We start from the raw sequence: 22927 nt of genomic DNA, 5'->3' as shown, positions 1-22927 counted from the left end.
GCTCCGTGGCCGTGTGGCCTAACCCGGCAATGAACCGGACCTGCACGAAAAAGCGCGCAGGCCGGTTATTTTGAACGTTCTACGTAAATATAAATTGAATACACACACCCCAATATAAGCCCGAAGTGCTAATACTGATCAAAGGAGATACCAGTGCAAGACTATGAAAGAAAGGCAGTACCTGAAGTTGTTGAAGAAATAAACAGGAGATATTTTCTTCCCGACATTCAGCGCAATTTTGTCTGGAAACCTGAACAAGTTTACACGCTCTTTGATTCAATCATGCGCGATTATCCGATTAGCACATTTTTATTTTGGAAGCAAAGCGGGGCATTTCTGAGAAAAGAAAAAATCAAGAAACTCGAATTTGTTAAAACAAGCAAGGAGCAAAACAAAGAAAATACCGAGATAAGTTCCGCAAAGGAATATTTTCTTGTCTTGGATGGCCAACAGCGGCTTACGACTTTTTATCTTATTCTCAAGGGCAACTACATAATCCGGAATAATCCATATGACCTCTATTTTAATGTCCTGAGCGGAGAGGAGGAGCAAGAGGACGGCATTCTTTTTGAGTTTAAATTCTTCAATAGCAACAAAGGAGTGGACTTTATTGAAGATAACGGCGAGAAGAAACTCTGGTATAAGGTCAAGGATATTTATGATTTGAACATCTCGCAGATTTTTAGTGAGCTGACTACAATCTCAAAGAAAATAAAGGACAGTTATGCCTTAGACCTTTCAGATAGCCAAAAGAACAATATCGCCCGCCTTTGTCAATATTTGAAGGCAGAGAAGATTATCTACTACTATCCAGAAGTAGAGCAGAATTACGATAAAGTCTTGGATATTTTCGTGAGAACAAACTCGGGCGGTACACAGCTATCATATTCAGATCTTCTGTTCTCAACAATCAAGTCAAAATGGTCAGATGCGCGAGAAAAGTTTGACGCGTTATTAACGGGTATAAACGCCAATGACAGATATAAATTCTCTAATGACTTTGTGCTGAAGACAGCTCTGGTCATGTATGCAAAAAGCAACGAGGAAGTAAGGTATAAAACTAAGAACTTCAAATCGACTCTGATAGACAATTTGAAAACAGATTGGAAATCAATTGAAAAAGCTATCACGCTCTGTGTCGATCTGCTGCAGGACAAAATATTTCTTACCAGTTATAAAACCATACCAAGTAATAATGCAATAATCCCTATTATTTATTGGATATTCAAAAATGGCCGCAAGGGCTTCGGCCATGCGGCTAATTGCATCTCAGACACTGAGATAACCCAAATGCGTCTCTGGCTTACTAAAGCTCTGTTGTCGGGTATCTTCGGCGGCCAAGCAGATACAATCTTATATAAATGCAAGGAAACAATGGATAGCAAAAAAGCCAAATTGTTTCCATCCGAAGAACTTGAAAAGAAGATTAATGCTGAAACAAAGAAGAGTATGAAATTAGACTCCGATATTCTGGATAACGTCAAATATTCCTCGTCGGATAGTTACTTAGTCCTCTCAATTTGCTATGGCGGCTCGATTAACTTTCAGCCCCGAATGAAAGGAAATCTACCTGAACAAGATCATATTTTTTCGCAGTCTGAATTAGGCAAAGCAAAAATCCCAGAAAATAAGATCAATAGTATTTTCAATCTCAGATACATAGGCAGCAGCGAAAATAAAATTAAGTCAAAGACTCCGTTTGCCGAATGGATAAAATCTCTCGGCGGCAACGAAGATGAATTGAAAAAACATCTCATTCCAAAAGGCAACTGGAATGTGAATAATTACGATGAGTTCTTGGTCGCGAGGAAGAAGCTTATTGAAGGCCGTTTTCAATACTGACCAATAAGACCGGAGACCGGGACGTTGTTGAAAAATATCACTTATTATCCAGATAATAATGGTGGGCAAAGCCCACCCTACGGGGTTATATGTAACCCTCTTCCCTGAGTTGTTCCCGGGACGGAATGCCGGCCCGGCCTCCCAGCTTAAGGCTGACCATGGCCGCGGCCCAAGCGGCAAGATCAAGACCTTTGTGGGCATCCCATCCCTGAATCAGGCCGTAAATAAACCCCGCGTAAAAATTAACAGGGTGAGTCCTGCTAATATGTTGACACCTTAGCGGAAGCACCGGCCGAAGGCAAGGACGGAATCCTGATCCGCGGCGGACAGGAAGACCGTCTGAAGGCCGAGCTGTTGCGTCTTTTTTATTGCTTTTTATTCTGAAAAAGGCTTTAAGTTGCCATCATTTTTAAGGTGTTAGATTATGATAAGCGTAGAAAATATTTCAAAAAGTTACGGCAGTTACGTCCTTTTTGAAGAGGCCGGCTTCAAGATAAACCCTAAAGAGAAGGTCGGCCTTGTCGGACGAAACGGCCACGGGAAAACAACTCTATTCAGGCTGATAAAAAAGGAAGAACTTCCCGATTCCGGCGCCATAATTATACCCAGGCTCTACCGTATCGGCTGCGTTGAACAGCATATCAACTTTACTGAAGATACCGTTCTTAAAGAAGGCATGCGGGGTCTTGTAGAAGATGAAAAAGAGCATTTCTGGAAAGTTGAAAAAATCCTGGCCGGACTCGGATTTTCCTTAACCAACTTAAAACTGAATCCCCTTGAGCTTTCCGGAGGATTCCAGGTGCGCCTCAATCTCGCCAAGGTGCTTGTATCCCGACCGGATCTTTTGCTCTTAGACGAGCCCACAAACTATCTCGATATAACCTCGATACGCTGGGTTGAACGCTTTCTTGCCGGCTGGCCGGGGGAGATCATGCTTATCACCCACGACAGGGGGTTTATGGATAAAATAGTAACCCATACCCTCGGAATACATCGTAAAAAAATCCGGAAAATTACCGGAGACACAGAGAAATATTACACTCAGATCGCACAGGACGAGGAAATATACGAAAAAACACGCGTCAACGATGAAAAGCGCAGGAAAGAGATCGAGCTTTTTATAAGCCGGTTCAGGGCAAAGGCAAGGCTCGCGAATATGGTGCAATCGAGGGTAAAGACCTTAAACAAAACCGAGAAAAAGGATAAATTGGAAAGGATCAAAACCCTTGACTTCTCCTTCAGGAGCGCCCCTTACCGCGGAAAGCGCATTCTTAGCACAAGCAATATATCCTTCTCATATGATCAAAATACAACCCTTATCAAGGAGTTCGATATCACCATCGGAGCCCGTGACAGGGTCTGCGTTATCGGGAAAAACGGAAAGGGTAAAACAACTCTTCTAAAAATTCTTGCCGGCGCCCTTCCTCCCCAAAGCGGACAGGTCGATTATAATCCGGCTTCGCTAAAAGGTTTTTTTGAACAAACCAATGTAAACCACCTTATAGACAGCCGAACGATAGAAGAAGAAATTCTCTATGCCCACCATGATATCGACAGACAGACTGCAAGAAACGTTTGCGGAGTCATGATGTTCGAAGGAGATTCCGCCTTAAAGAAAATCGGAGTCTTATCGGGCGGCGAAAAGAGCAGGGTGCTTCTGGGTAAACTCCTTGCGACCCCTGTCAATCTGCTTCTTCTTGATGAACCGACAAACCATCTTGACATGGACTCATGCGATGCCCTGCTTGCGGCCCTTGATAGTTTTGAAGGCGCAGTAGTAATGGTAACCCACAATGAGATGTTTCTCCATGCCCTTGCCGAACGTCTGATTGTATTCCAGGACGAAAATGCGCATGTTTTCGAAGGAACCTACCAGCAGTTCCTTGAGAAGGAAGGATGGAAAGAAGAAAAAGACCTTGTAAAAAACATTCCTGCCTCTGACGACAGCCTTGAACCGGGCTCAAAATTAAACAAGAAGGGGCTTCGCCGTCTTCGCTCCGAAATAATCACGGAAAAGTCCAAGACATTAAAACCGCTCGAGCAAAGAATCGCGAAAATAGAAAACAAAATCGAGGCCCTCGAAAAAGAGCTTACTGAATACACTGAAGCCATGCAGAGGGCATCGGAAGAAAATACCGGCGAGAAAATTGTTGAACTTTCACAGGCTATTTACGCCTCCCAGACATCAATAGACAGGCTTTTTGACGAACTGGAAACTCATTCGGAAGAATTAAATGAAAAAAGCGCACTTTTTGAAAACAGGCTGAAACAGCTTGAAATACCCGAAGGCGAAAAAGAATAAAAAAGGGGCGGACTAGACAGCCGCCCCCTTTTTATATTTCTGTAGAGGGTTAGAGTATCGGCAGGTACCTGTCTATTTCATACTGACTTACATGGGTGCGGTACATATCCCACTCAATCTTTTTATTTTCTACAAATTTGTCAAAGATATGGTCTCCCAAGGCCCTGCGCACTAACTCACTCTTTTCCATCTCCCGGATAGCCTCGAAGAGATTATCGGGCAGGGAGTTAATGCCCAATTCAGCCCTTCTGGCCGGTGTCATATGATAAACATCCTCTTCTACCGGTTCAGCCAGAGGATACTTCTTTTCTATACCTTCAAGGCCGGCCGCCAGCATCACTGTAAAGGCCAGATACGGGTTACAGCCCGGATCAGGAGCGCGAAACTCAATTCTTGTAGCCTGCTCCTTGCCGGGTTTGTACATGGGCACACGCACCATGGTGGAACGATTGCGGCGGGCCCAGGCAATATAAACCGGGGCCTCATAACCGGGCACCAACCGCTTATAAGAATTCACCCACTGATTGGTTACAGCAATAATCTCCCGCGCGTGCTTGAGCAGTCCCGCGATATAATGTTTGGCCACACTGGACAGGTGATATTGGTCTTTGGCATCATGGAAGGCATTCTTGGATCCCTTGAAAAGGGACTGATGGCAATGCATCCCGCTGCCGTTCATACCAAAGATAGGCTTTGGCATAAAAGTAGCGTAGTAACCCATAGAACGGGCCGTTTCTTTCACCGCAATCCGGTAAGTCATGGTCTTATCGGCCATACGCAGGCCTTCATCGTAACGAAGATCGATCTCATGCTGACTTGGGGCCACTTCATGGTGGCTGTACTCCACCTGGATACCCATCTTCTGCAATGTAAATATGGTTGCCCGGCGGAGATCATTCCCTATGTCAAGCGGGGGTGCGTCGAAATACCCGCCCTGATCAATTATCTTCGGCTCTTTGCCGGATTCAAAGTAGAAGAACTCCAGCTCCGGACCGGCATAAAAGGTATAACCTTTGTCTGCGGCCTGCTTGAGGGCCCGCTTGAAGGCATACCTGGGGTCGCCGGCATAGGGACTGCCGTCCGCCGGCTCCAGTATGTCGCAAAACATCCGGGCCGTAGGCCTATCCTGGGGCCTCCAGGGGATAAACTCAAAGGTGGCAGGATCCGGTTTGGCAATCATGTCACTTTCTTCGATGCGGGCAAAACCTTCGATGGATGACCCATCAAAACCCATTCCCTCCGTTAAGGCCGCTTCCAGTTCTGACGGCGCAATAGCAAAGCTCTTGAGTATTCCAAGCACGTCAGTAAACCATATCTGAATAAAACTGACATCCTTGTCCTTCACGATGCGCAAGACATCTTCTGCCGTTTGACATTTTTCGCAGGGCATTACTAATCCTCCTTATTTTTAATAATCAAAATTTGTTACGGGCTATTCAGCAAGGATAATGCCACAACAAGGCGCTGACAAAATAATTAGCAAATTCAAGGTATTAAGAAAATAATCGAGATGGTTGGCACGCATATATTATTTACATTTTTGTAAGAATAGGCCATATTGTTCGACAAAATTGTAAACATTTTACGCACGGGGCCATCGCAAGGGATACGTCTTTATGCCTCTTCAGCCAGAAAAATGGCCTCGGCGATCTCCCGCATAGTCTTCCGGGTATTCATGCTCCGTCTCTGTATCCAGCGGTAAGCCTCTTCACCGGATATGCCCCGCTTTTTTATCAATATGTCTTTAGCCCTTTCGATAAGTTTTCTGGCCTCCAACTCCTCCTGAATCACCCTGGTGCGGACCATCAACTCAGTATTTTCAATGGCAATAGCCGCTTCATTAGCCACGGTGATCAAGACCTTCTTGTCGATCTCGGAAAAATGATGGGGATAAGGCGTATAACAGTTGACAACCCCGATAACGCGGCCCTTGACGGCCATGGGGACACTCAGCATAGATACCAAATTTTCGTTTCTGGCCAGTTCTTTTTCTTTAAAATCCTCTTCTTCCTGGACGTTATAGACGGCACGTGGCGTATTGGTTGCCGCTACTTTCCCGACAATCCCTTCGCCAAGTTTCAGGCTGCGCTCTTTCAAGTATTCCCGGCTAATACTCTGAGTGGCGCGCAGTCTTAATGTCTTGTCCTTTTCATCAAGGAGCCAGAGGGAACAAACCTTGGAGTGCATAGCTTCAGCGGTTACCGTAACAATCAGGCGCAAGATATCCTCTATGTATCTATCAGAGGTAATAGCGCTGCTGATCTCGGTAAGGGCCTCGATCTGCTTTTCAAAAGAGGACCTGGATTGATCACCTGACATAAAAAGAAATATAGCTGCCGGGACCGAAATCCGTCAAGAGAAAAAGAGCCCATACTTCAAAAGGCTCAAAGCTCAAGACGTCACTCGTCACTCGTCACTGGTCATTAGTCATTGGTTAAGTTGAAAGGGTGGATCTCTTTTACCACTGACAAATGACTATTGACTAATGACATTCACTGTGGTCATTTATATCTGATTTGATCCGCCTGCAGCTCACGCCAAGGCGTATCTCCGAGATGATTTTACCATTTGAAATTATTGATGATCCCTGGTAGCGGGATTAGATGAAGTTACCTTAACAGAGGGTAATTTTACAGGGTAACTTATACGGAAATAAGCGACCCCCAGGTCTCTTTTATTACATCCTTAAGGGAGTAGAGCCCTTCTTCTACGCCTGTAACATAATCCTCGGTTAACTCCAGATCCTTAAGCAACGAAACGGGCCATGTCCGGCTGTCATCAGGTTCCTCTCCCATGCCTGCCCGGTGCGTCAAAATGTCCGCCAGTTGCACTATACCGGCAGCCGGGAGGAAGGTCTTTTGTTCATACGGGTGGTGATGGCAAGACATAGTCTGGATAAAAGCCTCCGGAAACTGCCACTTTTCCGCTAACCATCGCCCCATAAGGGTATGCTTAAGTCCATACCTTTCTTCAGCTTCCAGCATGGAACAATTTTCCCGGTCTTTGATATCCAGTATGGCCTTGAATTCCTCCGGGAAATAGGCACAAAGCGCTACCCTGCCTATATCATGCACAATGCCGCAGGTGAATAAAGACTCGGGGTCAATATTAGCGGTAATACGCGCAATCATGCGCGATACAATGCCCACTCCAATGGAATGTAGCCAGAATCCATCCACGCTAAACCCCGGAAACCTTGTTTTGGTCTTAAAAAAATTCATTAAGGCCACACTCATAGCCAGATTCTTAACTTCGGTAAATCCGATGGCTACTACCGCCCGGCTGATTGTGGTCACCTGCATGCGCAGACCATAAAAGGCCGAATTGGCCACACTGATGATCTTGGCGCTCAGTGACTGGTCATATTTAATAATATTTTCCAGGTCCCGCGCCGACTTATTCTCATCCTCCAGGATGGAAAAAATCTTCTCAAGGGTAACCGGGATAGTAGGCAGGGTATCGATCGCCCCCACACCCTCGCGAATCTTTTTTACCTTAACATAATCCTTAATGTTATCCACTTGCATACCATATTATCTCCTGTTCCTTTGGTTTCTTTTATTATATCGGCTCCTTTTACAAAAAGGGTTAAGCGCAAAGGGACATAACTGCACGCCATATCGACCCGTCGAGATTATGGATATATTTAAGGCAGGCTTACGGCAGAGCCCGGATTTGGATGCAATGAACCAGGGCTAACACCCTCGTTCCCGGCAGATATTGCCGCAGTCTCCCTTAGAATTTCATAAGCCATCTGGTATGTTGATAATGCCGCCTGGCTTTTACTGTTATCTAAAAGAAACGGAACCATTCTGTTTACCGATCTCTCAATCTCCGGATCATATTGCACAAAACCAAGATCGGTCAGATGGATATCCAGATATTTTTCAGTGACCGTCCGCACTACTTTAGAGGCCTCGCGGTCTTTGTCCTTTTTTACCATATTAGCCACGATCTTGACATCGAAGCTGTCTGTTATCCGACAAAGTCTTATGTAGTTTTCTTCGCTAACCTCCCGGACTATATGTTTCAACTCGCTCATGGAACTTATCTTTTCCCCTCCGGAGCCGCCGGCAAACCTGGTTATCAGAGACGAAAGCGCCTCGTTTTGGGAGAATTCCCGCGATAACCGCCTTAGAAGGCTGCTTTTGATGAAACCATAAACGTTCTGAAGAGAAGTAGCCTGGGGGGTAAATACAGCAATCTTTCCTGTCGCATAAAGGAAGAAATCCAGGACGTTATACGAAGTACCCGCCCCCAGATCAAGAATAACAAAATCAGTAGGCAGGTTATTTAGCTGGTTAAGCAGTCTCATCTTCTGTGTATATTTAGGATTGGCAAGGCTCAGCATGTCATCAGCCCCACAGATCAGTTTCAGATTTTCGTGAGGCGTATCGATGAGGATGTCACTCAATCTATCCACTTTCTTGCTGATAAAATCCTGGAGGGTTACGCTTGGATAACGTATGCCGAGTAAAATGTGAAGATTCGCCCCTCCCAGGTCGGCGTCAACCACTGTTACCTTCCTGCCCAGTTTGGCCAGCCAGATGCTCAGGGCCAGAGTCAGGACGCTTTTGCCCACCCCGCCCTTTCCTCCCCCTATAGCCCACATTTTATGCTGCACCATATTTGATAATCCTGTAACAAGTGACTTTGGGACGGCACAGTAAAAAGCTTCAGTTGCAAGGCGCGCAAATCCTGAGGAATGAGGCGTAGTTATAGTTACGCCGCAGTGACGAAGGATGCCGCGCAACGTAGCAAATGGACTTTTTACTGTGCCGTCATACCCAACAACTCCCGCTATTCACTGATCCCCAGACTATCCCAGAGATCCCAGAGCATATTATGGTCTTTGGCATCGACCGCCAGGAATTTTTCTATATTCTGTAAGTGGAACCGGGTCATCTCTACGAATTGCATGCCCAGCATGACTACATGCCTGGCCTGGCCTGCACGTGTCCCCCACCGGACTTCTCCCAGCAAAAAAAAACGCTGACTCACGAAGGGGATGTTTATCTCTATCTTGATCCGTCTTCCCAGGAGATCGTCTATGCCCAAAGGATTATAAGCCTCCTGGAGATATATGCACATGCCCGCCATGGACAGGTTGCTGACAAACCCATCATACCTGGCCGGAAGGCCGTACTGCACCCATTCAGGATCAACTATAAGAATTTTTATCGGATGATAAATCTCGTGACGCTTCTCGCGACGGCGTTCGGAAGGATCCACCAATTCCTCCAGCGACGGTCGTACCGTTTAATTTGTTATCTTTGTTATTCATCGGATTTCCCCGGCATTATCTTTAAGCATTTTGAGTCACGAAAAAATCGAACGGCTATAAACAAATGGCATGATAAAGCGTCTAATTATTAAATGTCATTGGTCAATAGTCAGTTGTCACTTGTAACAGAAGCTGACGGTTAAATATTTTCCGCAGTTAGCCGATGACCGGTGACTTCACTTGTAATTTCCTGGAAGGCCTTGTGGGGCAAAAATCGTCACTTCAGTGGTACTTTTTTGACACAAAAAAACAAACCACTGGACCGGCCATCTCGATCCCTAACCATAAATATAATAAAATCAGTGAGTTAAATCCTTGAGCGGTTTATGATAAATAATGGCACATATTTTGCTTATTCAATAGCTTGACAGTCGTTATATAAGATGTTATCTTTTTGACACACATTTTTTATAAGGAGGTGGAGAGATGAATTGCTTGAAGAAACCATATAAGCCGACACAGCAGGCAATATGTATGAATTGTAAACGAAGATGCGAGCGGGCGGGCCGCCAGATGAAGAAGTGAATCTACGGTAATGCACCCGTTTAAGTCGGGCATCTCCGACGGGACTGAGGCTTGCAGAGATATACCTTGGTCTTGCAGGTGGTTTATTTGAAATTATCCGGAGATGTTCATGCAGCGGTCGGATCCTGCCGAATATATAGTAAAGGAGTCAGCAACTCAGCAATACGGTATAACCTATGAACAAACAGGAGATTGTCAGGATATTGCTTTTGAGCCCGTTATACCTGCAAATGCCGGTAAAGGAACGGATGAGGCTGGTCATGGAGATGGTGCGTCGATACGCGCCCTCGGAACGCTAAAACCCATAAAAAGGCTTCTTCCTTCCTTTCCCTCCTTATATCATTGCCTTCCCATACGAATATCATCCGAACATCTTAATCCCTTGGGACCGCGAGCATTCGATCCACTGCTTTTTGGGCCAGGACACGAACTTGTTCCGGCACGTGAACCACATTCTTAAGCTCAGAAAGCGCCGCAATAACATCCCCAAGACGGGTAAGCTTCATGTGTTCACAGACCATCTTATCCGAAGCCGGATAAAATCTTTTCATAGGATTTTGCCTCTGTAACGGATAAAGAAGCCCAACTTCGGTGCCGATAACGAACTCTTCAGCCTTTGATTCGCGCACAAAAGCAAGCATGCCCGTCGTGCTGCGTACGGCATCAGCCAGGTCAATAACCTCCGGACGGCACTCGGGATGGGCCAGAAATAATGCCTTCGGATGCCCTGCCTTAGCCTTCAACACATCCTCCACGCCTAAATTTTCATGTATCGGACAGTACCCCTCCCAGTATATTATCTTCTTGTCTGTATGCCGCTGGGTATATTGAGCCAAGTTTTGATCCGGGGTCATTAAGACTACGCCGGCATCCGTCAAAGAATTGACTACTTTTATGGCATTAGCCGAGGTACAGCAGATGTCACTCTCGGCCTTGACCTCGGCCGTGGAGTTTACATAAGTAACCACCGGAACCCCGGGAAGAGATAACCTCCTGGCGCGTAGCGCAGCCGCATCGATCATATCCGCCATCTCACACCCCGCATCCGGCCGGGGCAAAATAACAGTCTTATCCGGACAAAGGATAGCTGCGGTCTCGGCCATGAAACGCACCCCACAAAAGACGATCACTTTGGCGTCGGTTTTGGCCGCTCTGACACTCAGATCCAGAGAATCTCCGGTCAGATCGGCAACATCCTGGATTTCAGGAAGCTGGTAATTATGCGCCAGAAGTATGGCGTTTTTTTCTTTAAGGAGTCTGCGGACTTCCGCCTGTAGTTTTTCCAGAGACATCTTTAATACCTTTCGTTGCTTCCACACCCTGTCTTGGGTATTATCTATCTATAACCTCTGTCCCCTTTGGAGGGGAAAAGGCAAAAATGTGGTCATCCAGGGGGCCGTTTATACGCTGCCCTTTTAGATGAAGGAGAGTAGTATTGCTGAAATGGTCTTTGGAGAGTATGCTATCTATAAGGAATGTATCTTTTTTAATCCACAATTTTATCTCACTCACCTGCGGGTGGGTGTAACGCGGCAGGAGCGTCAGGATATAAAAATCCCCCCTGGCCTTCTTACTCTCCGGAGCCATAACAGTAACAAAATCTTTCTTAAAATCCCCCCGCCCTAAAAAGAAATCCATGGTTAGCTGCGATTGCAGGTACGCCTGGGCATCAAACCTATAGGCACGTTTTTCTGCGGTGATATAAATCCACACCGTCTTTCCGTCGGTTACTATCTCCTGTTTATCAGGCCTTAAGTAATCCCATCGCATACACCCCGGTTTTTTAAAGTAAACCCTGCCTTCCGCAAGACGCCGCTGATTGAGGGCCGTCAGCCTGGTCTCCTGTTCAAAATCAGCCTCTATACACTGAATGGTGTTATAGCGCTCCTGTAAGCGCGCCACTATGTTATCAACGGTCAGGGGCTTCGCAAATGCCTCCCCGGCGCTAAGGGCCAGAACAAAGAACGAGACAAGGGCCAAGTGTGCCCTCCGGCCGTGTGTCTTCCTGTAAAACCAGAAAGAATACATGCTAACCCAGGTTGTGTACAAGGACCTCACGTGGTTTGCTCCCATCTGCCGGGCCAACGATACCTTCTCTTTCCATGGTCTCGATCATGCGCGCCGCCCGGTTGTAACCCACCCGCAGACGCCGCTGGATCATGGAGATAGAGGCCTGCCTGGTCTCCAGTACCAACTGCACCGCCTCTTCATATTTTTCATCGTAGTCGGCGCCGTCTTCCGTTTCCTCTTCCGTTTCTTCTACCTTCAATATTGTTTCGTCATAGGCCGGCTCCTTCTGCCCTTTCAGGAAGTCAACCACCCGCATGATCTCCGCTTCGGATATATAGGCCCCGTGAATACGCTGCAATTTAGCCGTACCTGGGGGGAGAAAGAGCATATCACCGGCGCCCAGTAGATTTTCAGCCCCGCCGGTATCCAGAATAGTCCGCGAATCTGTCTTGGATGATACCTGGAAGGAAATGCGCGTCGGGAAATTGGCCTTGATCACACCGGTCAGGACATCCACCGAAGGACGTTGAGTGGCCACCAGCAGGTGAATACCCGCGGCCCGGGCCATCTGGGCCAGACGGGTTATATGTTCTTCCACCTCGTGGGAGGAAACAAGCATAAGGTCGGCCAATTCATCAATTACAATAATGATGTAAGGAAGAGGGTTGTCATTATTATGGTTGTACTTATCAATGTTCTTGGCCTTTTTCTCTTCGAGCAGTATGTACCGGCGTTCCATCTCGGCTACCGCCCAGCCCAAGGCTTTTGTAGCCTTCTTCGGCTCGGTAACTACCGGGTGCAGGAGGTGCGGTATATCCCCGTAGGCCGAAAGCTCAATCCGTTTGGGATCGATCATCAGGAAACGCACCTGGTCCGGAGTGGATTTAAAAAGGATGCTGCAGATGGTGGCATTAAGAAATACGCTCTTTCCCGCGCCGGTGGCCCCGGCGATCAGAAGGTGGGGCATTTTAGCCAGGTCGGTCACTACCGGCTGGCCGACGATATCCTTGCCCAGGGCCATAGTCAATTTCGATGCGGCGCCGGAAAAGACCTCACTTCCCAAGATTTCCCCCAGGTAAACCGATTCCCTGTAGGTATTGGGGATCTCAATCCCTATAACCGATTTCCCCGGTATCGGGGCAACAATCCGTATATTCCCGGCCCGCAGGGCCAGGGCCAGATCATCGGCCAATGAGGTAACCCGGTTGATCTTCACACCGGCAGCCGGCTCGAATTCATACATGGTGATGACCGGCCCCGGACATATCTCCGTCACCTTACCGGCAACGCCAAAATCGGCCAGCCTGTTCTCCAGTAGCCGGGCATTGGCCAGGAGACTCTCCTTGTTTCTTTCCCGCTCTTCTTTAAGCGGGACATCGAGCAGGGAAAGGGGCGGCAGCTTGAAATCACCGGCCAAGCGCATAAACGGCAGCTCTTCCTGGACCGGAGGCAAGACTATCTCAGTCTTCTCACTGTGTACAGGCTCCGCGATGCGCGGCGCCTCCTTTTTTTCACCCGGTTTAGCGGGTTCTGCCTTTCTGGCCCTGTTTGCTGATTTCAGTTTCCCGGTCAATACCTCCATTTTATCCCTTGTCCTATGCCATAAAAGATAGACGGAGAGACCGGTAGCCATCATAAGAGACAGGATAAAAAAGGTGACCGATACCAGGTAGGCCCCAAACTTGTTTAATTTCATGGTAAAAGCCCGGGCCATCACCTCGCCTACAATACCACCGGCGACATAGGACGTTGAAAAAATAGTTACCCGGCCCGGCCCCCAGATAAGGGAAAAGAGGTTGCACGTGGTGACCAGCAAGAAAAGCCATCCCAACACCAGATAAGCGACCTGCCTGGCTACGACCTCCGGCTTCAGGAGGCGCAAGGCGATGACGACCGGAAGAACCGGCAGCCAGAAAACGGCCAGCCCAAATACGTCAAATAACAGGGCCGCCACATGAGCCCCAACCGTACCGACCCAGTTGCGGGCCTCCCCTGTGTTATATTGGCCAAAGGAGGGATCTTCCGGCGTATAAGATAAAAGGCCGGCCAAGAGGAAAAGCGCCAGGGCAAAGCCGATGACCGCCAGGGCCTCCTGCTTTAAAGATGGTTTAGGGGATGATTCTCCAGGCATATTAATCACATATTACATCCGGTATTCTTTTGCTAAAACTAAATTTTTCAAGGGGTATTGTCAACACAATTCAATGCAGAAGCTAACCATCCAGCCACCAAGGCACGAAGGCACAAAGAGAACATAAACAAGAATCCCACTGCCTTCCTCTTTCCAAGGGTAGAACCTGGAGTTTGTCTTTTTATAGAGAGGGATTTTCAGATGAAAAGCGATTACATTATCCTATACTCTTGGCACCTTAGTGTCTTTGTGGCAACCCGGCGTCAAAGCAGATAATCCGGATGGACATTGGACAGGGCATGGAAGATATTGCCTTTCACTTTCTTGTTTTGCCGGTAAAGTGTCTTCAGCATCTCCCTTATTTCTTTTCTGCGGGAAGACCCCGCGCTCGGACAGGGATTTTTAATCTCCGGCATGGATAGCCTGGCGGCAAACCGTTCCAGTTTTTCTGCATCCACCATGGCCAGGGGGCGTATGACCGCGATCAGTCCGTTAAAAAAAGGCTGGCGCGGCACCATGGTGCTTATCTCGCCACTGTAAAGTATATTGAGAAAAAGTGTTTCAATGAGGTCGTCTTTGTTGTGCCCAAGGGCGACCTTGTTGGCGCCCAATGTATGGGCTATCTCAAAAAGGCGCTTGCGGCGTAATCGGGAACACAAAAAGCAGGGATTCTCCCGATTTTCCCCGCTGTGGGCCATAGGCCCGAAATTTGTCCTTTCCACATAACAGGGCACACTTAGCTGCCGGCAATAATCTTCGATAGCCCCCGTATCTGTGCCGTCAAAACCAAGGTCTATATGCGCAGCCGAAAGTTTATATGGAAAGGGCGTTTTTTTCTTCCACTCATTCAGGATATAAAGCAGAGAGAGGCTGTCCTTGCCGCCGGACAGACCAACCAGGATATGGTCTCCATCGGACAAAAGATTGTACTTATGTAAGGCCCTCCCCACAAAGCGGTTTATTTCTTTATCTATATTCGGCACCGGGACACCGCTAAACACCTCCGGCTACCCGATTAGCGAGACTAAGCCAAATTCGCTCAAACCGTTTTGCGAGTTCCGGCAGTTTCCAAATATCCATTCCGATCTGATCCAGCGTTACCGGACCAGGAAAACCATCAACCAACCAATTGTCGACTTGGGTTTCTCGTTCTCCTAACCAACCAATCATGCCACCTATTTTATTCGGAGAAGCCCTATGAAGTGAATGATATCGCTTGTGGCAATCTACTTGATTCGATTCGAAATAGGGAACTAAATGGAATTTTACTTTAGTCTTTGGATCGTCATCGGCACTGGTACGCAGAATCAGTGTCTTGATATACTTCCCGTAAGAGTATGTATCTTCGGCCAACTTCTGGAAAGGCGCTTTTGTGTGGTGTTTCCGCTTGGCAAAAAAGATTTCGAATACCTTCAGAACATTCTCGATCAGAGGTGCCGCTAATCGAAACATCTTGCTTTCATCGACAGGATCTGTCCCTGGAGGGGCTGGAACTACGAGTTGCGAGTGGCCGAAAGTGAGAGGAGCATTCGTGATAAAAATGTGGGGAAACTTTGAAACTTCTAAAAATGTATTCTTGACGTTCTTCTTTTTATGCCAGACTCTGTCAAGTAAATATTTTTCCTCTTCTTTGTTCATGTGTCAGTTTCTCGCTAACATTATAGATTATATCGACTCGAATTTTTTCATCGAGAGCGGCGGTTAGGGGTAATCGTATAAGAATTTGCCGAATAACACAATAAGAAAAAATCTATTTAAATATCAGGTGGACGGCTTTCCAGGTAGAAAAGGCGCGTGCTTTTTCGTAGCATTATTATCCCGTATCATGTAACTTAATCCGTCAAATCGCAGATGCGCCGGGGCGCAAACATCGTCAGGAACAGGAAGTAACTAATTTGGATCAAACAAAAGTGGTAGAAATATTTACAGACGGGGCCTGCAGCGGAAACCCCGGGCCGGGCGGATGGGGCGTTATCCTGCGCTCCGGGAAATACGAAAAGGAGCTATCCGGATTCAGTCCGGACACCACTAATAACCGCATGGAGCTTCTGGCCGCCATACGGGCGCTGGAAAGCCTGAAAAAACCGTGCCGGGTTATATTAACCACGGATTCGTCCTACCTCAAAAACGGCATTACCGTCTGGATTCACGACTGGAAAAAAAGGGGCTGGCGTAAGAGCAATAAAAAGCCGGTGGAAAATGTGGATCTGTGGCAGCGGCTGGACACTCTGGCATCCCAACACAATATCGAATGGTGCTGGATTCGCGGCCATCAGGGACACCCGGAAAATGACCGCGCCGACCGGTTAGCGGTTTCCGCCATCAAAAAGGGCCTGGGCGGTGAGATGGATGTGGACAGCCTCCGGCCTTGAGCCTTGAGCCTTCAGCCTTCAGCTTTCAGCCTTCAGCTTTCAGCCTTTTTCACTCCCTCCTTCCCCGGCTCGCCGACATGTCTTATGACCCGGCCTTCGACCATGAAAATGACATCCTCGGCAATATTGGTAGCCAGATCGGCTATGCGCTCCAGATTAAGGGCAACGATGAGGAGGTGAACCCCTTGACTAATAGTCGATGGGTCATTCATCATGTGTTCCAGTATGTCGCAGACCACCTTTAAGTAAAGGTTATCTATAACGTCATCCCGCGCGCAAACAGACGCAGCGATACGGGTATCTTGATTAACAAAGGAGTCTATGGCCTCCCGCAACATCTCCTGGCAATTGCCGGCCATCCTGTTCAACCCCAGGGGTTTAATCATAAAAGGCTCTTCGGCCATGAGGACAACACGTTCGGCGATATTAACGGCCTGGTCGCCCATACGCTCCAGATCAATATTAATGCGCATGGCCGTAGTTATAAATCGCAGGTCTATGGCCATGGGCTGCTGAAGGGCCAGGAGCTTCAGACACTGATGGTCTATCTCGTTTTCCAGCCGGTCTATCACCTCGTCTTTGTCTATAACACAATGGGCCGCATATACATTGCGCTTGTTGAATGCAAGGATGGTGTCTTTCAATAATTCCTCAACCAGAGAAGACATCTCCAGGAGCTTGATCTTTAAATTTGCCAGTTCTTGGTGGAAGGTGGTGGGCATAGTCTCTCTCCAGCATCAGCCAAATCGGCCGGTGATGTAATCTTCGGTCTGTTTGAGTTTGGGTCTGGTAAATATCGTCTCCGTATCATCAACCTCAATGATCCGCCCCAGGTAAAAAAACGCAGTAATGTCTGATACCCGCGCCGCCTGTTGCATATTATGGGTGACGATAATTATAGTATATTTTTCTTTGAGTTGGTGAATTAATTCTTCGATACGCTGGGTGGCAATCGGATCCAGGGCCGATGCCGGCTCATCCATAAGCAGGACTTCCGGTTCAACTGCCAGGGCCCGGGCGATGCAAAGGCGCTGCTGCTGCCCGCCGGAAAGACCCATGGCGGATTCCTGAAGCCGATCCTTGACCTCATCCCAAATGGCGGCATCGATAAGGGCCTTTTCCACAATCTCGGCCAGTTTATTCTTATCCTTTAAGCCGCCAATACGCAGGCCATAGGCCACATTGTCAAAAATAGACTTTGGGAATGGATTGGACTTTTGAAAGACCATGCCGACCCGCCGCCGGATATCCACGACATCCACAGAACGATCATATATATCGTGTCCATCGATAAAGACCTTACCTTCTATGCGCGTGCCGACAATAGTCTCATTCATTCGGTTCAGGCAACGCAAAAAGGTGCTCTTTCCGCACCCCGAAGGCCCGATAAATGCCGTTACCTTATGGGGCGGTATCCGGATGCTTATATCATGAAGGGCCTGAACCAGGCCGTAAAAAAAGTTGAGTCCTTCCGTCCATATCTTGGCTTCTTCCGCCATAAGATTTTCTTAACCTCGTTTCTTGCGAAAATGATACCGGATAATTACCGCGACCAGATTGAGGCCAACCACAAGCGCGATCAAAACAAGGGCCGTGCCATAGGCCAAGGGCATTACCTTTTCCACGTCATGGTGCTGGGTGGCCAGGACATACAGGTGGTAAGGCAGGGCCATGAACTGGCTGAAGGGACTGTCCGGCAGGAACGGGAGAAAAAAGGCCGCGCCGGTAAAGAGGATGGGCGCGGTTTCACCCGCGGCCCTGGCCAGACCCAGAATCGTTCCGGTAAGCATTCCGGGTACGGCATAGGGCAAGACATTGGTGCGTATGGCCTGCCACTTGGTAGCCCCCAAGGCCAGTGCCCCATCGCGGTAACTTTTGGGTACGGTTTTGAGGGCCTCTTCGCTGGCCGTAATCGTCCAGGGAAGTGTAAGAAGCCCGAGCGTAAGCCCCGCCGACAGCACGGAGGCGCCAAGATGAAGCGTGCGCACAAAGATAGCCACACCGAATAGCCCATAGACAATGGAGGGAACGCCGGAGAGATTGCGAATGGAAAGACGTATGACACGGGTAAGCGGGCCATGCGGGGCATATTCGTTAAGATAAATGGCGGCAAACATGCCCAGCGGAACCGCAAACAAGGCTGTAATCACGGTAACATAGACCGTACCCACTATCGCCGGAAATATACCGCCCTCGGTCATGCCCATCCGGGGTTCCGCCGTCAAAAATTCCCAGGAGATGGCGCCGATCCCCTTATAGAAAATATCAAACAGGATGAGTCCCAGAATAAGCACCACAAGAACGCTGCCCAGGCGGAACAAATTAAAGCCAAGCGTCTCCACCGTTTCTTTCTTCATTACTGCTCCACCTCCTGGTACTTCTGGAGGATAATATCGGAGATGAGATTAACCAGAAAGGTCATTACAAACAAGACAAAGCCGATAACAAAAAGGGCGTGATAATGGGCCGAGCCAAAGGGAACCTCGCCGAGTTCGATGGCGATCGTGGCCGTCATGGTGCGCACGGCGTCCAGAAACGAGTGGGGCATGGCCTGAGCGTTGCCCGTGGCCATAAGGACGGTCATGGTCTCCCCGATCGCCCTCCCCATCCCCAGCATAATGGAGGCGATAATCCCGGAGAGCGCGGCCGGGATAGTGACGCGTACCAACGTCTGCCAGCGGCTCGCCCCTAATGCTAACGAGGCATCCTTATAAGTCTTTGGAACCGCACCAATCGCATCCTCAGAAAGGCTGATAATAGTCGGCAGGCTCATAATGGCCAGGAGGATACATCCATTTAAGGCGTTCAAGCCATTGGGGAGGCCAAAGGCCCCGGCAATAAGTGGATTGACAACCACTATTCCTAAAAAGCCTAATACCACGGAGGGAATCCCGGCCAGTATCTCGATAATCGGTTTGAGAACCTCCCTGACGCGCGGCGAAGCAATCTCAGCCAGATAAGCTGCGCAGGCCAGACCAACCGGCACCGCGATCAAAAGGGCGCCAAAGGTGACTATGAGCGTACTAACCATTATGGCCCCCAGGCCATATGTAGCCTTTACATAAGAGGTGGGATTCCAGGTGGACTGAAAGAACTCGGAAAAATGGATTTCCTTGAAGGCAGGCAGGCCTTCGCTGAAGAGCAGAGAAAAAATACCCAAAAGGACGATGATGGAAATGATCCCGTTAAAGAAGAAAAAGGAGGCGATCAGCCGTTCTTTAGTCCTTCTCCAGCCGAACCCCCCTGTTTTAAAATCATCCCTTATCCCCCCCTTGTTAAGAGGGGGCAGGGGGGATTTATTTGCCTTAGAAACCATACCGGGCATTATACCTTCTATCTTCAGCATTGACCGGGTAAAATCCCTCTTTTGAGATTATCTTTTGCCCCTCCGGGCCGAGTTCAAACCTGACAAATCCATCCACTTTTCCCCTGTTTGCCTTGTCGAAGTACTGGTAGAGAGGACGCACAATCGGATAAGCGCCGCTTTCTATGTTTTTAGCATCAGTAGGACTCGTGGCCTTGCTGTTCTTATCTTTAGCCACATTCAGGACCTTGATGCCCGGTGTTACCCTGCCTTTATCATCCACCACATAGCCGACACCTACATAGCCAATGCCGCCCTTATCGCGCTTAACGGCCTCAACGATCTGGGCATTGCCGTTCATCTGGTTCATGGTATTGGCATAGTCCCCGCGGACAACGGACTCCCGGAAAAACACAAAGGTCCCGGAATTCGGCTGGCGTCCATAAAGGGTAACGGGGAGGTTCGGCCCGCCGACCTGGCTCCAGTTCTTAACCTCCCCGCGATAAATCTGGCCGATCTGATCCAGGGTAAGCCCCTTCACCGTGTTGGCAGGATTTACTATCACCGAAAGCCCGTCCATGGCAAAGACAACCGCTATCGGATCCACGCCATTCATCTTGGCCTGCTGCAGCTCTTGTGATTTCATGGCCCGGGATGAGTTGGCCAGGTCAGTGGTGCGATTAATAATAGCCGCAATCCCTACACCGGAGCCTCCGCCGGTGACGGCAATGGCTGCGCCCTTAGTTTTCTGCATATAAATCTCCGCCATCCTCTGCACCACATTTACCTCTGTATCCGAGCCCTTGACCTGGATAAAACCAGACGCCAGAGAAAGAGAAGATGTTAAAACCAGTAAGGCCGCCAGAGTAAAGGTTAACAATCCTATTATAGACATAAAACCTTTGTTTTTTAACTTCATAACCGTTCTCCTTTAATTAAGAGTAATATAAATACAAAAGCGTGACAATTCTGTGACAAACTGATTGCAACTGCTTGACATCCCACCTCCCTTCTACAGTACAGAGTTATTTCGCGACTTGGGCTCTGGATTCCCGCTGAAGTTTATCCGCCACAGGCGGGCGGGAATGACAAAAAAAGAGTTTTTGCAAGGAACTAAACTGATAGGCTTTTACTTTAGTGTGATGACAGAAATGTGGCGTTTATTTGGAGTGTTTTGGAAAAACGATATGGAATATGGAGCCTTCGCCCGGTTCACTTTCCACCCAGACCTTTCCCTCATGTGCCAGTATTGCATGTTTGACAATAGAGAGACCCAGGCCCGTGCCGCCGATCGCACGCGAACGGCCTTTATCCACCCGGTAAAACCTCTCAAATATCCTTTCCTGATCCTCCTTAGGGATGCCCGGGCCCTCATCCCGAATGTCGATCTGTGCCTCGCCCTCGCGTTCAGACAAGGAAACTGTGATTCTCGTTTTCGGAGGGGAGTATTTTATGGCATTATCCACGATGTTCAGAACGGCCTGAGATAATTTTTCATGGTCGCCCCGGACCATAATATCTTCCGGCGGGAACTCCCGTGCGAATTTTATGCGCTTCATTTCCGCTTGAGGACCTAACGCTCTTAGTGAACCCTCCACTACTTCCTTCACGCTTACCTGCTCATTAGATATCCCAGTTCCCTGGGCCTCAAGCCTGGCCAGAGCCAGTATGTCCTGAATCAGATTATCCATACGATTTGCATGTTCGCTGATAATTCTGATAAATGATTTGGCCTTCTCCTGATCATCAATCCCACCTTCAAGCAGGGTTTCCGCATATCCCTTGATAGCGGTCAGGGGATTCTTTAATTCATGGGAGGCATTAGTCACAAAGTCTTTCCGAATCTGTTCCAACTGTCTGATGTCCGTCATATCATGGAAGACGGCAATGGCCCCCTGTATGATGTCAGCAGCAAAAAGGGGAACGATACGGACATCAAATACCCTATCTCTCGGGTAAGCAACCGGGATTTCCAGCCTCTGCGGAGCGCGCTCCTTTAGTACAATCGTGAAAGCCTCCTGTAAAGGGATACTCCTGATAACCTCAACCGGCGGCCGGCCGGAAACATCCTGATCTACAGCAAAGGAATCTCGCAGGGCCTGATTCAACAGGATAATCCGGCCTTCTTTGTCCACCGCCATTATCCCGCTGGATATCCCCTTCAATATGGCCTCATTCTTGCCCTTTTCAGTCATTATCTCCGCAATCTTTGTCTTTAGCTGGCTGGAAAGAGAATTCAACGCCTCGGCCAAAACACCCAATTCGTCCTGGGGAATCCTGCGAATCCTGTACTCAAAATCGCCCTCGGCCATCTTCCGGGCCGCGAATGTCATTTCACCAAGGGGCCTGCTAAGCCCGTGGGCGATAAGCAGATTAAGAAAAAAGGCCAGGATAAGCCCAACGGCCGCCGCTATTAAAAAGTACCTTTGGGTCGCCGCCACCTTCTTTTCCACATCATCTAGAGGCAAGGCCAGACGGACCACGTAAGCCGGAAGGCCGTCTTTTTTAGAAAGGGCGGCAGAGTATATCGACTTCTTTTTTAGTGTGGTGCTAAAGCGTATGCTGGTGGCAAAACCCGTCTTCAGGGCCTCCACAAATTCGGGCCGATGGGCGTGATTTTCCATAGCCCGGATATCTTTCTGCGGCACCTCCGAATCCCCGATCACTACCCCGTCCAGGCCGATAACCGTTATCCTGGGCTGAATAGTCCGCCCCATGTCTTTAACCATGGAGTCAATCCCGTAAGCGCGCGAACCCGGCCGGGGGTACTTTTCGAGGACGGTCTTTATCAAATAGGTCTTAGACTCCAGATCGGAGGAAACGCCGGCAATGAGCGTCTCCTTGAATACAAAACTCGCGTAGAGCTGGGCGGCAGCAAATATCACCAGGATTACTGCCAGATAGGTAAGGAATAGTCTCCATTTAAACTGTTTCACCGGGAACTCTCTTCTTTAAAACGATACCCTACACCCCGTACCGTTTCAATGACCTGACCGGCAGCACCTAGCTTTTGCCGCAGTCTTTTAATGTGGGTATCCACAGTGCGGGCATAACCGTCAAAGTGGTATCCCCACACCTGGTCAAGCAAAATCTCACGTGTCAGCACCCGTCCACGGCCCTTCAAAAGGGTGTGCAGGAGATTGAATTCGGTTACAGT

At 48.4% G+C, this 22927-nt stretch carries 22 protein-coding genes; 5 read left to right on the top strand and 17 right to left on the bottom strand.

Annotation, left to right across the window (positions count from 1 at the left end):
- The first annotated feature begins 153 nt into the window (after positions 1-153).
- The 3 genes from PHT49_11310 to PHT49_11300 all read left to right on the top strand — a co-directional run bounded on the left by PHT49_11310 (position 154) and on the right by PHT49_11300 (position 4144).
- A complete protein-coding gene (locus tag PHT49_11310) occupies positions 154-1842 on the top strand; it encodes a DUF262 domain-containing protein (GenBank protein ID MDD5452472.1) in 1689 nt (562 codons plus the stop codon).
- A 58-nt stretch (positions 1843-1900) separates the two neighbouring features.
- Positions 1901-2122 carry a hypothetical protein gene (locus PHT49_11305; GenBank protein ID MDD5452471.1) on the top strand — a complete coding sequence of 74 codons (222 nt, stop codon included), beginning with the start codon at positions 1901-1903 and terminating at the stop codon, positions 2120-2122.
- 144 nt (positions 2123-2266) lie between these two features.
- Positions 2267-4144 carry an ABC-F family ATP-binding cassette domain-containing protein gene (locus tag PHT49_11300; protein ID MDD5452470.1) on the top strand — a complete coding sequence of 626 codons (1878 nt, stop codon included), beginning with the start codon at positions 2267-2269 and terminating at the stop codon, positions 4142-4144.
- A gap of 49 nt (positions 4145-4193) precedes the next feature.
- Here the strand turns inward: PHT49_11300 and PHT49_11295 are convergent, their stop codons facing one another.
- The 5 genes from PHT49_11295 to PHT49_11275 form a co-directional block, all read right to left on the bottom strand.
- Positions 4194-5534 (bottom strand): glutamine synthetase family protein, encoded by a 1341-nt coding sequence (locus PHT49_11295; GenBank protein ID MDD5452469.1) that lies wholly within the window; start codon positions 5532-5534, stop codon positions 4194-4196.
- Positions 5535-5758: 224 nt separating this feature from the next.
- Positions 5759-6463 (bottom strand): GAF and ANTAR domain-containing protein, encoded by a 705-nt coding sequence (locus tag PHT49_11290; protein ID MDD5452468.1) that lies wholly within the window; start codon positions 6461-6463, stop codon positions 5759-5761.
- A gap of 323 nt (positions 6464-6786) precedes the next feature.
- Entirely contained in the window at positions 6787-7671 is an 885-nt protein-coding gene (locus PHT49_11285; GenBank protein ID MDD5452467.1) for an HDOD domain-containing protein, read from the bottom strand.
- Between the two features lie 119 nt (positions 7672-7790).
- On the bottom strand, positions 7791-8771 hold the full coding sequence (locus tag PHT49_11280) for a P-loop NTPase (protein ID MDD5452466.1): 981 nt from the start codon (positions 8769-8771) through the stop codon (positions 7791-7793).
- Positions 8772-8944: 173 nt separating this feature from the next.
- Complete coding sequence (locus PHT49_11275) at positions 8945-9376, bottom strand: PilZ domain-containing protein (GenBank protein ID MDD5452465.1); 432 nt, start codon at positions 9374-9376, stop codon at positions 8945-8947.
- A 753-nt stretch (positions 9377-10129) separates the two neighbouring features.
- Between PHT49_11275 and PHT49_11270 the strand changes: the two genes are divergently transcribed.
- Positions 10130-10252 carry a hypothetical protein gene (locus PHT49_11270; protein MDD5452464.1) on the top strand — a complete coding sequence of 41 codons (123 nt, stop codon included), beginning with the start codon at positions 10130-10132 and terminating at the stop codon, positions 10250-10252.
- A gap of 75 nt (positions 10253-10327) precedes the next feature.
- On the opposite strand, the gene nadA is transcribed toward PHT49_11270, so the two are convergent.
- The 5 genes from nadA to PHT49_11245 form a co-directional block, all read right to left on the bottom strand.
- The gene (gene nadA, locus PHT49_11265; GenBank protein MDD5452463.1) at positions 10328-11245 is read right to left on the bottom strand and encodes a quinolinate synthase NadA; all 918 of its coding nucleotides are present in this window, start codon (positions 11243-11245) and stop codon (positions 10328-10330) included.
- Between the two features lie 40 nt (positions 11246-11285).
- Positions 11286-11933 (bottom strand): outer membrane lipoprotein carrier protein LolA, encoded by a 648-nt coding sequence (locus tag PHT49_11260; GenBank protein ID MDD5452462.1) that lies wholly within the window; start codon positions 11931-11933, stop codon positions 11286-11288.
- Positions 11934-11982: 49 nt separating this feature from the next.
- The gene (locus PHT49_11255; GenBank protein MDD5452461.1) at positions 11983-14094 is read right to left on the bottom strand and encodes a DNA translocase FtsK; all 2112 of its coding nucleotides are present in this window, start codon (positions 14092-14094) and stop codon (positions 11983-11985) included.
- Between the two features lie 263 nt (positions 14095-14357).
- Positions 14358-15095 carry an ATP-binding protein gene (locus tag PHT49_11250; protein MDD5452460.1) on the bottom strand — a complete coding sequence of 246 codons (738 nt, stop codon included), beginning with the start codon at positions 15093-15095 and terminating at the stop codon, positions 14358-14360.
- On the bottom strand, positions 15088-15732 hold the full coding sequence (locus PHT49_11245; GenBank protein MDD5452459.1) for a hypothetical protein: 645 nt from the start codon (positions 15730-15732) through the stop codon (positions 15088-15090). Before PHT49_11245 ends, PHT49_11250 begins: the two co-directional genes overlap by 8 nt.
- A 257-nt stretch (positions 15733-15989) precedes the next feature.
- Between PHT49_11245 and rnhA the strand changes: the two genes are divergently transcribed.
- Positions 15990-16466 carry a ribonuclease HI gene (rnhA, locus tag PHT49_11240; GenBank protein ID MDD5452458.1) on the top strand — a complete coding sequence of 159 codons (477 nt, stop codon included), beginning with the start codon at positions 15990-15992 and terminating at the stop codon, positions 16464-16466.
- A gap of 32 nt (positions 16467-16498) precedes the next feature.
- Here the strand turns inward: rnhA and phoU are convergent, their stop codons facing one another.
- The 7 genes from phoU to PHT49_11205 form a co-directional block, all read right to left on the bottom strand.
- Positions 16499-17188, bottom strand: coding sequence for a phosphate signaling complex protein PhoU (gene phoU / locus PHT49_11235; GenBank protein MDD5452457.1), 690 nt, complete (start codon positions 17186-17188; stop codon positions 16499-16501).
- Positions 17189-17203: 15 nt separating this feature from the next.
- A complete protein-coding gene (gene pstB, locus PHT49_11230) occupies positions 17204-17965 on the bottom strand; it encodes a phosphate ABC transporter ATP-binding protein PstB (protein ID MDD5452456.1) in 762 nt (253 codons plus the stop codon).
- Between the two features lie 9 nt (positions 17966-17974).
- Positions 17975-18823, bottom strand: a complete 849-nt coding sequence (pstA, locus tag PHT49_11225) for a phosphate ABC transporter permease PstA (GenBank protein ID MDD5452455.1) — start codon at positions 18821-18823, stop codon at positions 17975-17977.
- On the bottom strand, positions 18823-19812 hold the full coding sequence (gene pstC / locus PHT49_11220; protein ID MDD5452454.1) for a phosphate ABC transporter permease subunit PstC: 990 nt from the start codon (positions 19810-19812) through the stop codon (positions 18823-18825). Before pstC ends, pstA begins: the two co-directional genes overlap by 1 nt.
- Complete coding sequence (locus PHT49_11215; protein ID MDD5452453.1) at positions 19772-20689, bottom strand: PstS family phosphate ABC transporter substrate-binding protein; 918 nt, start codon at positions 20687-20689, stop codon at positions 19772-19774. The genes pstC and PHT49_11215 overlap by 41 nt, the downstream gene beginning before the upstream one ends.
- 241 nt (positions 20690-20930) lie before the next feature.
- The gene (locus PHT49_11210) at positions 20931-22706 is read right to left on the bottom strand and encodes an ATP-binding protein (protein ID MDD5452452.1); all 1776 of its coding nucleotides are present in this window, start codon (positions 22704-22706) and stop codon (positions 20931-20933) included.
- Positions 22703-22927 (bottom strand): winged helix-turn-helix domain-containing protein (locus tag PHT49_11205; GenBank protein MDD5452451.1); only part of this gene is annotated, 225 nt, incomplete at its 5' end. The genes PHT49_11210 and PHT49_11205, both read right to left, overlap by 4 nt.

It is taken from the genome of Desulfovibrionales bacterium, from assembly GCA_028715605.1.
Taxonomy (GTDB): domain Bacteria; phylum Desulfobacterota; class QYQD01; order QYQD01; family QYQD01; genus QYQD01.
Note: the sequence above shows the minus strand (reverse complement) of the source record. Positions and strands in the feature narration are given on the sequence as shown.